Below are 16780 nucleotides of genomic sequence, written 5' to 3' on the forward strand. Positions count from 1 at the left end.
ATTAGTGATTGATAATTGATCAAAGATAATTGAATATTGAACCTATTTTTTTACCAACATTCGCTTAATTTCGTTCAATTTCATTAAAGCTTCAATAGGTGTTAACGTATCTATATCTGTAGCTAAAATTTCTTCTCTTAAATCTTCTAACAAAGGATCATCTAATTGGAAGAAACTCATTTGCATGTCGTTGTTTTGAACATCTTTTAACGTGTCTTCCACATTTTTGTTAGTATGACTTTCTTCTAACTGTTTTAAAATCTTATTCGCTTTTCTAATCACCACATTTGGCATTCCAGCTAATTTTGCAACGTGAATTCCGAAACTATGATTACTTCCACCAGCAACGAGTTTACGCAGAAATATAATGCTGTCTTCTAATTCTTTAACTGAAACATTAAAGTTTTTAATTCGCTTAAACGTGGTTGTCATTTCATTTAATTCATGATAATGCGTAGCAAACAACGTTTTCGCTTTTGAAGGATGTTCATGTAAATATTCGGTAATTGCCCAAGCAATAGAAATTCCATCGTAAGTAGAAGTACCTCTTCCAATTTCATCTAATAAAACTAAACTACGTTCTGAGATGTTATTTAAGATCGAAGCGGTTTCATTCATTTCTACCATAAATGTAGATTCTCCCATAGAAATGTTATCGCTAGCACCAACACGAGTAAATATTTTATCTACAATTCCAATTTTTGCTTCAGTTGCAGGAACATAACTTCCCATTTGTGCTAATAAAACGATTAATGCAGTTTGACGTAAAATCGCAGATTTACCCGACATATTCGGACCAGTAATCATTATGATTTGTTGGTTTTCACGATTTAAAACCACATCGTTAGCCACATATTCTTCACCAATTGGTAATTGTTTTTCAATTACAGGATGACGACCATTTTTTATTTCTAGTATTGTAGAGTTATCAACAATAGGACGGACATAATCGTTTTCTTTTGCCAAATTTGCAAAAGACAGTAAACAGTCGAGTTGTGCAATTAATTGCGCGTTGCTTTGTACATCTTGAACATCTTTTACGATGTATTGAATCAATTCAATAAATAAATCAGCTTCTAACGACTGAATTTTATCTTCTGCACCTAAAATCTTAGCTTCGTATTCTTTAAGTTCTTCAGTAATATAACGTTCGGCATTTACTAAAGTTTGTTTACGAATCCAATCTTCAGGAACTTTATCTTTATGTGTATTTCGAACTTCAATATAATATCCGAAAACATTGTTGAAAGCTATTTTTAAACTCGGAATTCCTGTGCGTTCAGTTTCACGAGCCAACATATTGTCTAAATACTCTTTTCCAGAATTTGCAATACTTCTTAATTCATCTAATTCTTCAGAAACTCCATTAGAAATTGCATTTCCTTTATTAATGTTTACTGGAGCATCTTCAAATAAAGTTGTGCTTATTTTTTCAATTAAATCGTTGCAATCTTTCAGTAAAGAACCAATCATTTTTACTGTAGCATTTTTAGTGCTCTCAGCAGCAGATTTTATCGGATGAATCGCTTTTAATGAGTTCTTTAATAAAACAACTTCTCTTGGAGAAACTTTACCTGTAGCAACTTTAGAAATTAAACGTTCTAAATCGGAAATCTGTTTTAATTGGTAGGTAACTGTATCAAAAAATGATTCGTTATCAATTAAAAACTGAACCTGTTCTTGTCGTTGCTGAATCGGTTTTAAATCTTTCAACGGTAAAGCCAACCAACGTTTTAATAAACGACCTCCCATAGGAGAAATAGTTTTGTCGATAATGTCTAATAAACAAACCGAGTTTACAGAATTACCGCCGTATAATTCTAAATTTTTAACCGTAAAACGATCCATCCAAACATATAAATCTTCAGCAATTCGTCCTATAGATTGAATATGTTCTATTTTATTCAGTTGTGTTTCCGATAAATAATACATTACTGCACCAGCAGCAATTATACCATCCGTAATTTCTTCAACACCAAAACCTTTTAAATTTTGAACTTTAAAATGATTGATTAATGTATCGTAACCATAATCTTTTTGAAAAACCCAATCTTCTAAATAAAAGGTGTGAAAATCGTTAGTAAACGCTTCTAAAAAACGTTGTTTATTTTGTTTTTGCACCAAGATTTCACTTGGAGAAAAGTTTTGTAATAATTTATCGATGTAAGCTTCATCTCCATGAGCTACTAAAAATTCACCTGTGGAAACATCTAAAAAAGAAACTCCTAATCGTTTTTTTCCGAAGTGAATTGCAGCTAAGAAATTATTGGTTTTCGATTGTAATACCTCATCATTTAAAGAAACCCCAGGAGTTACCAATTCTGTTACACCACGTTTTACAATCTTTTTGGTCATTTTCGGATCTTCTAGCTGATCGCAAATCGCAACACGAAGTCCAGATTTTACTAACTTAGGTAAATAGGTATTTAATGAATGATGTGGAAAACCAGCCAAGGCCGTTTCACTTTCACTTCCATTTCCACGTTTGGTTAATACAATACCTAAAACTTCCGAAGCTTTAATAGCATCTTCACCAAAGGTTTCGTAGAAATCACCTACGCGAAATAATAACATGGCATCCGGATATTTAGCTTTAATTCCGTTGTACTGTTGCATTAATGGCGTTACCTTTTTTGCCTTTGTTTTTGCCAAGTTTATCTATTTTAAGTTAGTTTTGCGAAGATAGAAAATTGTTCAATTTGTTTGCGATCATAAGAAGAACTTATTCAAACACCTATTAAAAACATTTTATGATTACTAGAAAAAAACTTTTATTACTTTTTATTACTGTTTTGTATGCTTCTACAGTATTATCTCAAAAAGTATACTTTCCTAAAAAGATCTCAACAGATTTAGGTTTGCTTGATAAAGAAATGAAAAAAGTTTCTCAATTTGTGCTGAGTAAAAACAAGCCTGACTCTACAACTTCATATTATTTTTCACTTTTTCATGTACAGTTTTTAGATAATAAATTTGATAAAGCACAAGAAACGATTGATAATTATATAGAAGCTCACTCAATAAATAGATTAAAAGAAGGAGCTTTTTTCTTATATAATACTTATGCTAAAGCTAAAGAGTTGTCGAGTAAAGGCAATATTAATTTTAATAAAGCATATACTGATGTTTTTTTAGAATCTTACAAAGATTTAAAAGATGTATTAAAACCAGAAGTAACTAGAAGTATAAATGACGAGAAATCGTTATCAGAATTTAAAGAAGATGTTGTAAAACTTTTAAAAGAGTATGAAGATAAAGATAGTTTATCTATAGAAGAGGCAACAAAATTATGTACCACTTACAATACATATAAAGTTCAAAAAGAAATTGGAGGACAAGCAAATAAGTTGTTAGAAAAAGCTGATGAGGAATTTTTCAATATCACAAAAGATGTAGTTATTAAAACCAAAAATGGAGGTGAAGTAACTGCTTTAATCATAACCAAAAAAGACACAAAACAAAAACTCCCTGCTATTTTTATATATAATATTTATGCAGGTTCTTACGATTACGAGGTTGCAAAAAGAGCTGCTGTTAATGGTTATGTTGGAGTAGTAGTAAATACTAGAGGAAAGCGATTGAGTAAGAATGAAATTAATCCTTTTGAGTTCGATGGAGCAGATGCATATCATATAATAGATTGGATTAGTAAGCAAAAATGGTGTAATGGATCTATTGGAATGATGGGAGGAAGTTATTTAGGTTTTAGCCAGTGGTCTGCTACAAAAAAAACACACCCAGCATTAAAAACTATTATACCACAGGTTGCTGTTGGTATTGGTGTAGATTACCCAATGCATAATAATGTTTTTATGAGTTATATGTTGCAATGGATTAAATACGTTGATAGTAATAAGTTTACTAACGATGCTTTATTTAGAGATTATAAAAAATGGGATAAAGTAAATAGTACTTATTATGAAAAAGGTTTAGCATTTAATACATTAGATAGTTTATTAAATGGTAAAAAGAATCCTATTTTTCAAAGATGGTTAAGTCACCCAAGTTATGATTCGTATTGGCAAAACATGATTCCATATAAAAACGAATTTAAAAATATTAATATTCCAGTATTAACAACAACAGGATATTACGATGCAGATCAAGTAGGAGCATTAGATTATTTTAATAAGCATTATAAATATAACACCAATGCAAATCATTATTTAGTTATTGGACCTTATTCTCATGGTGGAGGACAACATTATCCTACTAAAAAATTAATGAAATATACATTAGATGAAACAGCATTAATTAGTATTCATGAATTGGCTTACCAATGGTTTGATTTTATTTTAAAAGGAAAAGAAAAACCAGCATTACTTAAAGATAAAATTAATTATCAAGTAATGGGAGCAAATGAATGGAGACATGCAAAATCTTTTGATGAAATTAATGCGAATCCATTAAAGTTATATTTAACAAACGTTACCAATGGAGATGCTTATAAAATGACGACCAACAAGCCAAAGCACAACGGACATATATCTTATGAAGTAGATTTAAGCACTAGAGAAAAAACAGATAAACATGGTGTATTTTCTTATAATATTGTGAATTCTGAAGTTACTCCTGAAAATGCGCTAAGTTTTATTTCAGAACCTTTTGAAAAAGAGGTAACTCTTACAGGACTTTTTAATGGAGAAATGACAATAATATCAAATAAAAAAGACGTAGACCTTGCTATGACTTTTTATGAAATTCAGCCAGACGGTTCTTATTTTTTATTGTCAGATACACATGTTTTTAGAGTAAGTTATGCAAGAAACAACGAAAAAAGACAACTATTAGAACCATATAAACCTTATGCTTTTCCTGTGAAAAGAACATTTATGACTTCAAAAAAAATAAAGAAAGGAAGTAAACTTTTTGTAGTTATAGGAGTTAATAAATCTAAAAGTTGGGAAATTAATTATGGAACAGGTAAACCAGTTAGTGAAGAAACTATTAAAGATGCTGGAGAACCAGTACTTTTACAAATTTTAAATAAAAGTTACATAACTATAGGTAGCGATTCAAAATAAATAATAAATAAAAACCAACTTTTGAGAAAATTAAGAAATAGCGAGTTAGGAAGAATTTCTGTAGAAGAGTTTAAAACAGCTACTAAAACTCCAATTATTGTTGTGTTAGATAATATTAGAAGCTTTAATAATATTGGATCTGTATTTAGAACCTCAGATGCTTTTCTTATTGAAAAAATATATTTATGTGGAATTACTGCAACACCACCAAGTAAAGAAATTCATAAAACAGCTTTAGGTTCTACAGAATCTGTAGTTTGGGAGTATGTTGAAGATACATTAACATTAGTAGAAAAACTAAAATCTGAAAATATAAAAGTATTGTCAATTGAACAGGCAGAAAACAGTACAATGTTGAATGAATTTACACCAGAAATCAATCAGAAATATGCGGTTGTTTTCGGAAATGAAGTAAAAGGAGTACAACAAGAAGTAGTTTCTGCTTCAGATAAATGTATAGAAATTCCGCAGTTAGGAACCAAACACTCATTAAATATATCGGTAAGTTGTGGTGTAGTTTTGTGGGATTTGTTTAGTAAAATAAAAAAGCAAGAATTTTAAAGTTTATTAATCATATTCTTAATGTTTGGTTTAGTTAGTTTCAAGTTTTTTTTTCTTCTAAAACTTTATGGCTAAATAAGTTAATTAAATAGTGTTGTTTTTTTTAAAAAAAAGGTAGGGTTCAATAGCGTTAATCTGTTTAAGAACACACAGAATAAAAAATTTAATAAATGAAAATCAAAACACTTTTAATCGCTTTAGTTTCAATATCAACATTCATTTCTTGTTCAAAAAATAAAGAAGTAGAGATGTTAGAAGGACAGAAAGACCCAAAAATATCTGTTAATTATACTGTAGAAGTATCGGGTACGTTAAGTAACAACCCAAAAGTAGAATATAGTGATGCAACTGGTAAAATACAAACAGAAACCATAACAGGAAATTGGAATAAATCGTTTGTTGTTGATGCTGCTAAGTATGACTTAGTTTTTAAAGCAAGTGGTACAGTAAGTTCTTCTGGAAACGTTACGGTAAAAGTAAAAGCAAAGAAAAAAGGAAGCTTAAACGAGTATAGTGTAACAAGTCAAAGAAACAATAATTTTAATTTCAATATTAATAAAACTATAGAATAATTTTTTCTATTAATGAAATTTGGTGACCGAGCAGAGCAGAAGTCACGCTAAATATTAGTTGTTTATAACCGTTACTTTTTTGTAACGGTTTTTTTTATGATTTTAATTTTTTTGTTTTTCCCTTCGAGAGCCTCAAGGAACGATAATGAGATACTGAAACAAGTTCAGTATGACGATTTGAATCACACAGAATTGAAGTTGTTTAAATAGTTTAATGTCAGTTCGAGTGAAATTCTGAAAGAATTTTATATCGAGAACTATGTTTTCGTGCTCAAAATCGCCTTTCTCGATACAATTTTCAGAATCTCACAAAATTATAGTTTGAATAATTCGGTAGCTGAGCACAGTCGAAGCTAAGAAACTGATAAGTGTATATAAAGTTTGACTTTATATGTCATTTGATAATGACAGAAAAAAATGACAGTTTTATCATTTTTTATATTTATAAAAATTAACTTTTGTAAGTGTTTTTTTGTCAAATAATTATGATTTTAAACTTTACAAGAGTTTAAAAATGATAAATAAACGTTAAAAAAGGCATAATTATTGTTATATATAAGCAAGGTCGATTGTTAGTGTATAAAAAATTGCGACTTTTGCGTATCTACAAGAAAAAAGCTAAATTTAAAACGCTAACAAACATTATTAATAATTTTTAAAAAATACAGTGTATGAAAACTTTTACTCACAATTTACAAGCAATAGATATTAAATTTCCAGGAGGAGATGATGGAGTTTCTGGAGATGGTGGTGGTGGTGATGGAGGAAATGATGGAGGAAATAAATAAGTTATTACCAAATCAAAAACATTTAAAACTCTCAACTCTTCCTTTTAGTTGAGGGTTTTTGTTTATATTTAGAATATGATATTATTTGTTTTATGAGGTTTTTATTTCTTTTTTTTATAATCTCTAGTGTATATAGTCAAAATACGAATAGGAAAATAGTCAACCAAGACAGCTTAAAAAAAAGTATTATAAATGAAGGAAGATTTTCGTATTACAACAAAGATATTTCTGGTGTAATAAATTCATATAAATTAATTAATAATTTATATGAAAAGACTAATGATTCTTTATTATTAGCTAAATTCTTTCAATACAAAGCGATGAGATATGAGTTGGAATATATAAATGATAGTACTTATTATTATTATAATCAATCTAAAAACGTATCGAAATATTTAAAAGATTCAATAGAAGTTGGCAGGCGTCTATTAAGTATTGCAAATTTACAAAGAGAAGCACGTGATTATTTAGGTAGTGAAATAACTTCTGTAGAAGCGTTACAATATTTAGAACCTTTGAATTCATATAAATATATTGTTAATATTTATAATAATTTAGGTTTAGTTTCACTTGAATTAGGTCAAGAAAAAAAAGCGGTTGAATATTACAGTAAAGCTTTAGATGTTAATTCTTTAATATCATCTAACAAAAGAAGAAAAGATAGATCGTATTTACATATACTAAATAATTTAGGTTTATTATATCAAGAAACTAAGGCTCATAAAAAAGCAACTAAATATTTTGAAAAAGGTTTAAGTTTTGATAGTATCAAGGAAAAATTCCCAGCTCATTATAGTTTGTTATTAGAAAATTTGACTTACAGTCAATCAGAATTGGGTAAAAATAAGTTTACATTAGAAAAATATTTAGAAGTACTTAAAATTAAGGTTATAGAGAAAAACTTACATGGTGTAAGTACAACTCATTTGAACTTAGCAGAATATTATAAAGATATTAAGAATTACAGTAAAGCAAAATTTCATGCCAAAGAAGGTTTAAAATTTGCTACACAAACACATAATAATGAACGTTGGTTAGAAGCCTTAAAAACACTTTCTGAGTTAAGTACTGGTGATGAGTCTAAAAAATATCTAGAAGAGTATATTACATTAAATGATAGTTTGTTTAATGAAGAACGTAAACTAAAAAATCAGTTTGCAAAAATTCGTTATGAGACTGATAAAAAAGAGAAAGAGAATACATTTTTAAAAGCAGAAAACGAGCAACGTATTATTGAGGTAGAGAAACAACGACAACAAAAAATTATAGGTTGGCTGGTGGCTACACTTAGTATTTTAATTTTAGCGTCTAGTGTTTCTTTCTTTTCTTTCCGTAGAAAAAAGTTATTGTTTCAAGCACAACTACAAAAAATAGAAGCTCGAGAAAAAGAACGACGACAAATTGCAAAATCTTTACACGATGAAGTGGCTGGAGATTTACGTTTGTTACATTTAAAATTAGCACAAACAAGTTTATTAGCAGAAGCAGAAAAACTAGAGTTAGTAAAAGATAATGTGCGTAATTTATCGCACCAATTAAGCAGTGTAAGTTTTGAGAAAGTAAACTTTACCGATCAGATTATTAATTTGATAAGTGATTATTTTGCTCCGAACTTTATTATTAGAGCACACAACTTAAAAAAGATTAATTGGGAAGAGATAGATAATTCTATTAAAAGAGTGTTGTATTTAAGTATTCGAGAGAGTATTCAGAATTGTGAAAAATACGCACAAGCCTCGAGAATGGATATCAGTTTTAAAGTCCATAAAAAATCAGTATTTTTGGCAATACAAGACAATGGTATTGGTTTCGATACAACAACTTCTAAAAAAGGAATTGGATTACAAAACATGCAAGAACGTGTAGAAGAATTACAAGGTAAGCTTACAATTTCTAGTGAAGTTCACAAAGGAACCAGTATAGAAATTCAAGTTCCGCTAAATGCCTGAAACAATTAAAATATTAATTGCTGATGATCATCAGCTAATTATAGAAGGAATACTTTCATATCTTAAAGGGATTGATAATTTAGAAATAGAAACTACAAATTCGTGCGACGATGCCTATGCTAAGATTAAAGTAGCCTTAGTAGATGAACCTTTTCAAATATTATTTACAGATTTAAGTTTCGATAATACAGATGAAACGTGTAAAATAGATGGAGGTGAGAGTTTAATAAAAACTATTAATAGAGAAGAAATTCCAATTAAAGTTGGTGTAATTACAGGACATTCTGAAACGAATAGAATTTTTAATGTTATTCAGAATTTAAAACCATCTGCATACTTATTAAAAGGAAAGTGTAATACGAACGAATTAAATTTTGCTATTCAGAAAATGTTAGCCGATGAGGTGTATTATACACATGAAATTCATCAGAAACTTTTAAAAAGAGCACTAATAGAAATTCAAATGGATGATGTTGCAGTTCAAATTTTAAAAGAACTTCCGAATCATCCAAAAATTAGTAATCTAGAAGGAATTATCACTAAAGATGATGGTAGTTTTTTAAAGATTCGTTCTATTGAAAATAAATTAGCCAAATTAAGAACAGATTTACAAGCCAATAATAATACCGATTTAGTTTTGAAAGCTAAGGAGTTAGGTATTTTAGATTAACCCACTGCGGAAATCCACATTTTTGGCTACATATATCCCTTTTCAGGATCTTTATCTCTTAATTACTTTTGAATCGAATTAATCAAATAATTCACAAATTTTGGGAAGAATTCCTGGAAAAGATTAGAAAAGAAGAATAGGCCCTTTAAGCAAAAGCTTAAAGGGTTTTTTGTGTTTAAAACTAGGTAAATATAAGTGTACATAAATCCACATTTTAGATTGCGGAAATCCCCTTTAAAAAATTGTGACCTTGCTATATCTTTGTAGTGTGATCATCATCGATGTAACAAAGAGGGTGAAAACATTTAGGGGATTATATGAGAGGTTGATCACAAGTCAACCTCTTTTTTTTTGTTCGAAAAATAGCACTGCGGAAAACCACATTTTTAACTACATATATCCCTTTTTTTAAGAATAGATACTTAAGTACTTTTGGATAGAATTCAATAGAAAATTCACCATTTAGGGAAGAATTCAAGGAAAAGATTAGAAAGAAAAATAAATTACCTTTTAAGTTTACTTAAAAGGTTTTTTTTGGTTAAAAAACAGTGTTGCATAAATCCACATTTTAGATTGCGGAAATCCCCATTTATAAATTGTGACCTTATCATATCTTTGTAGTGTGATCATCATCGATGTGATAAAGAGGATGAAAACATTTTAGGGGATTATATGAGAGGTTGGTCACTAAAAGTCAACCTCTTTTTTAAACAGAACTTACTACTTATTCTATATAAAAAAAGAGACTAGTTTCATTATCAAACTAGTCTCTTTTTATTTCGGGGTATTCGTGTTTTCTAATTATTTCTTTAAAATTGTTAAAGGCATTTTATAAGTTTTACCGATAACATTAGCTTCAGTTGTAATTACTTTATAGTTTAATTTATTTTTCACGTAAGCATCAACATTAGTGTTATCAGAATTAACGGTTAAAACGATAACTTCACCTTTGTTGTTAATAGTAAACTCAATAGAAGTATTGATATCTCTTTTGTAATCGAAATCAGCTTTTCCTAGAAGTTTAATAATTTCAGTTCTTAATTCTGCTTTTACAGTTTTTACAGGTTTGTCTGTATTAGCAAATGCAGAAAAGTTAATTAATGTTACTACGATTAATGTTACTAGCTTTTTCATTGTTCTGGTTTTTTTCGGGTTTTAAATAATTTTTTTTATTAAATTTTGATACTCCAAAAGTAGTTCAGCCTTCTTTATTTTTGACTATCAAAAATGTTAATAAAACGTCTATTTTAGGGTGTTTTTTGTTAAAGTTCTCTGAAAATTAACATTTAAAAAACATTGAATAATATTCAATTAAAAGTTGTTTTTGTTGAATATTATTTACTTATAACATTTGAAAAGGCTGTTTAAATATTGAATATTTAATTTTAAAAAACGAAAAATTTAAAAAACACTGTTAATTTAAGGTGATTTTCGGTTAAAAAACGGACGTCAGATTTGTGCGTGAAGTTTAAAATTTGTGTCAAATTTCAGTATTAAATTTCATCATGAAATTTGATTTAAAAGTTCTTCCTATCGGGATACTAATTTTGTTTATTCCAATTTCATTTCCAGATATTTTATTGATATGATTTACATTAATAATATATGACTTATGAACTTGAATAAAGTGATCAGGAAGTTTAGTTGGCCAATTCTTTAAAGAATCGATAAAAACGTATTTTTTTTCGCGAGTTACAAAGGTTAAATAGTTTCTATCAGATTCAATATAGAGAATATCACGAAGTAAAACTTTGTGTAAGGTTTTATCAATATTTAAAAATATACTATCGTTAGGTTCAGTTTCAATTTGCTTCATTCGTTGTTCTATTTTACGAATGGATTTTAAAAAACGATCGAATGAGAAAGGTTTTACTAAGTAATCAACAATAGTTTCTAGGTCAAAACTATCTAAAGCATAATCAGGGTAAGCTGTGGTTATTATAACATAAGGAGGATTAATCAATGTTTTCATAAAGTCAATCCCCATAATGTCAGGCAAGTTTATGTCTAAGAAAACAAAGTCGACTGTACTAGTGAGTAAAAAATTATGAGCTTCTTTTGCTGTTTGAAAACTAGCTAATAACTCTATGTTTAATGTCTTATTTAAAAAACTCTTTAAAATTTTTTGAGCAGGCAATTCATCTTCAATAATAATACATGTAATCATACCAAATCTAATTTTAAAGAAACAAGATAAGTTTTTGATTTATTTATTTTCAAACTATAATGGTTTTCATAAAGTAATTTTAAACGTTTCTCCATGTTCTTTATACCAATACGTTGATTCAACTTATCTTCAGAAACTATATATTCATTTTCACAAGTACAAATTAAAACTCCATTATTTACATTAATGGTTATATGAATGTCGCTATTAGTAGTACTATGTTTAAAAGCATTTTCTATCAAAGTGATTAATAATAACGGAGCAATATTATGTTGTAATGAATTTATAGATTTTTTATAGTGTATTTTTTTTATTCCTTCTGTTCTAATCTTTTGAAAGGCAATGTAATTATCGATATAATTTAATTCTTTTTCTAAAGGAATAAAATCAGCATTACTTTCATATAAAACGTGTTTAAGGTTTTCGGATAATTTTAAAATTAAATCAGGAGTTTCTTCAGGTTTTTCTATGGCGTAAGAATATACTGTGTTTAAGTTATTAAATAACACATGTGGATTAATCTGAGATTTCAAAAACTTTAATTCCATAATAGTTTTTTCTTCTTGAGCTTTACGAATTTCTTCTTCTGTGTTTAAATACTTAAACAAAAGCCAAATAAATGAGAAAAAGATAAGAGGAACAATGGTTTGCCATAAATAATCACTTAAACATTTCATTATTGTGCAACCACAAGAAGTAAATACGTTACAGTAAAATTGAGTTGCAAAAAAAGATATCAAAACAAAAAGTACTGCGTATAATAAATACCATTTTCTTTTTACAAAAAAAGGGAGGAGGAAGAAATTATTGCTATAAACTAAGATTAGCAATATAAATACATATTGTAAAAACGGATTTTCAGACCAATAATATTGTGAAAAAACAAATAGAGAAATAAAACAAAATAGCGTCCAAAATAATAAATGAACAATTGTTTCGGTGATATGCTTTTTAATAACTTCCATAATAATATATGAAAATACATATTAATAGTATAATTTCTATTACAAGAGTATAAAATGCATAAATGAAGGTACGAAACACAAAATTAATTTAAAAACACCAGTTTGTACTTGTTTTAATGTAGAACGTTTATTTCATTTTTTATCACTTTAAAAAGCATGTATGTTTGTGAAAAACAATATGTTAATTATGAATAAACAAATATTTATTTTAATAAGTTTCTTTTTCTTTAATATTGGCTTTGCTCAAAAAACAAAAGGGCTAGTTACAAACGAAAAAGGAAAATCTATGTTATTAGGAAAAGTAAATAGAGCTTCTTTTAATCACGAAGATTTTAATTGGTTTTCTAAAAATTATAGGGCGTATTTATTTAATGATAAAATTACTAAACTGCTTAAAAAAGAACTTAAACCTTATAAAATAAAAGTATTTTTTGGTTCTTGGTGCGGAGATAGTAAACGAAATGTACCTATTTTTTTAAAGATTTTAGATGAGTCGAATTTTCCTAAAGAAAACATAGAGTTTATAGCTTTAGATAGAAAAGATGAAGCATATAAACAATCACCAAACAGAGAAGAGAAAGGGTTAAATATTCATCGTGTACCTACTTTTATTTTTTATAAAAACGGGAAAGAAATTAATAGAATTGTAGAGCATCCAAAAGAAACCTATGAACGTGATTTATTAAAAATAGTTCAAGGAAAAAAGTATACATCGAAATACAGTGCTGTTGAATTGATAAACACTTTATTAAATACTCAAAAAGACAGTTTAAAAACTCAGGAGAAGCAACTCATTAGTTATTTACCTGAAATAGCTGAGGGTGTTAAAGAATTGAATACTTATGGTTTTGTAAAACTTAGAGCAAATGAATTAGAAAAAGCAAGATATGCTTTTGAATTAAATGCAAAAGTTTATCCAAATCATTATATCACTCATTATAGTTTAGGAAAGTTTTATCATCAGGAAAAGAACTACAAAAAAGCCTTAGAATCACTTTACAGATCTCTGAGTTTATATTCTAAAAATGAAAAAGCAAAAGAGTTAATAAAAGAAATAGAACATCACATTTTAAAATAATAAATTATGAAAACAAAAATCACATTAGTATTCGTGTTTTTATTCGGAATGCTATTACACAGTCAAGAATTTAAGTTTGAGAAAGAATTAATTAATTATGGAAAAGTAGCTCAGGGTTCTGATGGACTACGAGTTTTTGAGTTCACCAATATAGGTGACGCTCCATTAATTATAAAACATATTAAATCTACTTGTGGATGTACAGTTCCACAGAAGCCAGAAAAACCAATTATGCCAGGAGAGAAAGGGAAAATAGCAATCTCATACGATACGAAAAGACCTGGAAATTTCTCTAAAGCAATAACAGTTTTTTCTAACGCAAAGGAAGAAAGAAAAATGCTAAAAATAAAAGGGTTTATAGCTACATCAGAAAAAGCTATACAATAATATCACTTTTATTTAAAGATGGAGATTTAAATAATTTCCATCTTTTTTAGTAAAAAACTAGCATTCATATTTTCACAGATTCCTTTTTTAAAAGTGTAGTCGAAGAAAAGTTCATTATTAACGATTTCTGCATCAAAATAATAGTTCTTTACTTCTTTTAGTTCGTTTTGTATTTCACATAAACTTAAATCGTGGGTTGCAATAATTCCGGTAGCTTTAGAACCAACTAATTTTTCAACAAACTTTTTAGAGCCGATAGCTTTATCTGTACTATTTGTTCCTTTTAAAATTTCATCTAAAATGATAAAATAAGAAGTAGTTTCGATTTGATCTACAATAAATTTCAATCGAGTTAATTCTGAGAAAAAATAAGAACTATCATCAGTTAAAGAATCACTTGTACGCATACTTGTAATTAATTTTATAGGAGAATATTTACAAGAAGAAGCACAAACAGGTAAACCAATATTTGCCATAACAATATTTAAAGATACGGTGCGTAAAAAAGTACTTTTTCCAGCCATATTTGCACCAGTAATAATAAAAAATTGCTCTCTGTTGATTAAAATATCATTATCTATTCTTTTTTCTTTTTTTAATAAAGGATGTCCTAAATTTTTCGTGTTTAGTATAGTCGCATTATTACTTAATACCGGATAAGTATATTCTGGATGATTGAAAGCAAAGTTTCCTAAGCTATTATAAGCATCGAAAAAAGTAACAGCTTCGAACCAGTTTTCTACCGTGTTTTTATAATTCGCAATCCACTTTTCAATTCGTAAAGTGTTTTTTATATCAAGTAAAAAGAATCCGTTCCCTAAAATAGCAACAAGAATGTTATTTCTATTATCAAGTGCATCTAAAGCACTAGTAAAAGCTGAAAAAATTAGTGAAGCTTTTTTTGTTTCAGATTGAATGTTTAATTGTTTTTCTTTTAACAAAGTACTTGTAAATGATTCGTTTTCTATTTTATTCAGTAAAAACGAATATTGACGAAATGTGTCTTTTATCTGATCTGAATTTTGAGATACAGTATTTATTTTCTTTAAATAACGACCAGTAATTCCCAATCCCAAAGACATCCAGATGAGTACTAATGTAGAACTTATATAGTTTAAATACACTGCAATAAACAAGCTTACAGATAGTGTTGAAAAGACTATAGAAATCCATTCCATTTGAGAAGGAATAAAAGAGGTATAGCTCTTAAGCCATTGAATAATATTTTTTGCAGAAGTTTCTACTTTAATTAAACTCGAAATAGCTTGATAGTTTTGACGCCATTTTGGTTTAGATGCTAGTTCTTTTATAGCCTGCTGACGTGTATCTATATGAGTTATATTATTTGCTTTTAAAATGTCAGCTAGTTTTAGCGTACTTTCTTTAATATTTGTTCTATTTATAAATTGAAAGAATGAACCTACGCCAAATAAATCTATATCTAAACTATAATAGTGTTTTGGATCTTGAAACTCTATACCAGTTTTTTTATCATGAAATGCCCTAGATAAGATATCTAATTCTTCTTTATTAATGTTTAATAAAGCATTTGTTAAATCTTTTTTTCTCTTAAGTTTAATGTGTTTTAACAATAAAAAAATAAATACTATTATTCCAATAATAGTTATTAGAATAATAGTTCTCCACTTATTAAAAGAAGTATATATACCAAAACAAGTTATTAAAAACACTAATAATCTTAACATACTTAAATTAGTTGCAGATTTGTTCAATATACTAATAAGTTGTTGGTGTTTTTCTACTTGTTTTTGATAGAAATTTTTAGGAGTATCCATACACAATTATTATAATAATAAAGAAACAAAAAACCCAAGACTATAGTCTTGGGTTTTTTATATAGATAATATTATTTTATCCTTTTAAACTTGCTTTTAAGAATTCAGTGTTCATACGAGCAATGTTTTCTAAAGAAATTCCTTTCGGGCATTCTACTTCACAAGCTCCTGTGTTAGTACAGTTACCAAATCCTTCTTCATCCATTTGTTTCACCATGTTTAATACACGATCTGTAGCTTCTACTTGTCCTTGCGGTAATAAGGCGAACTGAGAAACTTTAGCAGAAACATATAACATTGCAGATGAGTTCTTACAAGTAGCAACACAAGCTCCACAACCAATACAAGTAGCTGCATCGAAAGCTTTATCTGCATTTTCCTTATTTACAGGAATAGCATTTGCATCTTGAGTATTACCAGAAGTATTTACAGAAATAAACCCACCAGCATGTTGAACTCTATCAAAAGCAGATCTGTCAACAACTAAATCTTTAATTACTGGGAATGCTTTAGCTCTAAATGGTTCGATATAAATTGTATCACCATCTTTGAATTTTCGCATGTGTAATTGACAAGTTGTTACACCTCTATCTGGTCCGTGAGCTTCACCATTAATATATAAAGAACACATTCCACAAATTCCTTCACGACAATCATGATCAAAAGCTACAGGCTCATCACCAGTTTCGATTAATTGTGTGTTTAAAACATCTAACATTTCAAGGAAAGACATATCTGGCGACACATCGCTGATACTATAATCAACCATTTTTCCTTTATCGCTAGCGCCTTTCTGACGCCAAATTTTTAACGTTAACTTCAT

The 16780-nt window shown here is 28.2% G+C and carries 13 protein-coding genes; 7 read left to right on the forward strand and 6 right to left on the reverse strand.

Going from position 1 to position 16780, the window contains the following annotated elements; genetic code table 11:
* Positions 1 to 42: 42 nt before the first annotated feature.
* Positions 43 to 2652 carry a DNA mismatch repair protein MutS gene (gene mutS / locus ACSIGC_RS11125; RefSeq protein ID WP_442264894.1) on the reverse strand — a complete coding sequence of 870 codons (2610 nt, stop codon included), beginning with the start codon at positions 2650 to 2652 and terminating at the stop codon, positions 43 to 45.
* 98 nt (positions 2653 to 2750) lie between these two features.
* Between mutS and ACSIGC_RS11130 the strand changes: the two genes are divergently transcribed.
* The 5 genes from ACSIGC_RS11130 (at position 2751) to ACSIGC_RS11150 (ending at position 9564) form a co-directional block, all read left to right on the forward strand.
* Positions 2751 to 5024, forward strand: a complete 2274-nt coding sequence (locus tag ACSIGC_RS11130; protein ID WP_442264895.1) for a CocE/NonD family hydrolase — start codon at positions 2751 to 2753, stop codon at positions 5022 to 5024.
* 21 nt (positions 5025 to 5045) lie between these two features.
* Complete coding sequence (locus ACSIGC_RS11135) at positions 5046 to 5585, forward strand: RNA methyltransferase (RefSeq protein WP_442264896.1); 540 nt, start codon at positions 5046 to 5048, stop codon at positions 5583 to 5585.
* Between the two features lie 170 nt (positions 5586 to 5755).
* Entirely contained in the window at positions 5756 to 6157 is a 402-nt protein-coding gene (locus tag ACSIGC_RS11140) for a hypothetical protein (RefSeq protein WP_442264897.1), read from the forward strand.
* Positions 6158 to 7037: 880 nt separating this feature from the next.
* Positions 7038 to 8894 (forward strand): tetratricopeptide repeat protein, encoded by a 1857-nt coding sequence (locus ACSIGC_RS11145; RefSeq protein WP_442264898.1) that lies wholly within the window; start codon positions 7038 to 7040, stop codon positions 8892 to 8894.
* Complete coding sequence (locus ACSIGC_RS11150; RefSeq protein WP_442264899.1) at positions 8887 to 9564, forward strand: hypothetical protein; 678 nt, start codon at positions 8887 to 8889, stop codon at positions 9562 to 9564. Before ACSIGC_RS11145 ends, ACSIGC_RS11150 begins: the two co-directional genes overlap by 8 nt.
* Positions 9565 to 10365: 801 nt before the next feature.
* Here ACSIGC_RS11150 and ACSIGC_RS11155 read toward each other — a convergent pair.
* From ACSIGC_RS11155 to ACSIGC_RS11165, 3 genes are all read right to left on the reverse strand, one after another.
* A complete protein-coding gene (locus ACSIGC_RS11155) occupies positions 10366 to 10698 on the reverse strand; it encodes a hypothetical protein (RefSeq protein WP_442264900.1) in 333 nt (110 codons plus the stop codon).
* Positions 10699 to 11044: 346 nt separating this feature from the next.
* Positions 11045 to 11731, reverse strand: a complete 687-nt coding sequence (locus ACSIGC_RS11160; RefSeq protein WP_442264901.1) for a LytR/AlgR family response regulator transcription factor — start codon at positions 11729 to 11731, stop codon at positions 11045 to 11047.
* Positions 11728 to 12408, reverse strand: coding sequence for a sensor histidine kinase (locus ACSIGC_RS11165; protein ID WP_442264902.1), 681 nt, complete (start codon positions 12406 to 12408; stop codon positions 11728 to 11730). The genes ACSIGC_RS11160 and ACSIGC_RS11165 overlap by 4 nt, the downstream gene beginning before the upstream one ends.
* 475 nt (positions 12409 to 12883) lie before the next feature.
* Here ACSIGC_RS11165 and ACSIGC_RS11170 point away from each other — a divergent pair, with 475 nt between their 5' ends.
* Together ACSIGC_RS11170 and ACSIGC_RS11175 are read left to right on the forward strand one after the other, a co-directional pair.
* Positions 12884 to 13774: a thioredoxin family protein gene (locus ACSIGC_RS11170; RefSeq protein ID WP_442264903.1), complete on the forward strand. Its 891-nt coding sequence runs from the start codon at positions 12884 to 12886 to the stop codon at positions 13772 to 13774.
* Between the two features lie 6 nt (positions 13775 to 13780).
* Positions 13781 to 14161, forward strand: coding sequence for a DUF1573 domain-containing protein (locus ACSIGC_RS11175; RefSeq protein WP_442264904.1), 381 nt, complete (start codon positions 13781 to 13783; stop codon positions 14159 to 14161).
* Positions 14162 to 14187: 26 nt separating this feature from the next.
* Here ACSIGC_RS11175 and ACSIGC_RS11180 read toward each other — a convergent pair whose 3' ends face one another.
* Together ACSIGC_RS11180 and ACSIGC_RS11185 are read right to left on the reverse strand one after the other, a co-directional pair.
* Complete coding sequence (locus ACSIGC_RS11180; protein ID WP_442264905.1) at positions 14188 to 15957, reverse strand: MutS-related protein; 1770 nt, start codon at positions 15955 to 15957, stop codon at positions 14188 to 14190.
* A 76-nt stretch (positions 15958 to 16033) separates the two neighbouring features.
* Complete coding sequence (locus ACSIGC_RS11185; RefSeq protein WP_442264906.1) at positions 16034 to 16780, reverse strand: succinate dehydrogenase/fumarate reductase iron-sulfur subunit; 747 nt, start codon at positions 16778 to 16780, stop codon at positions 16034 to 16036.

This window comes from Tenacibaculum aquaeponti (assembly GCF_052084715.1).
GTDB lineage: Bacteria > Bacteroidota > Bacteroidia > Flavobacteriales > Flavobacteriaceae > Polaribacter.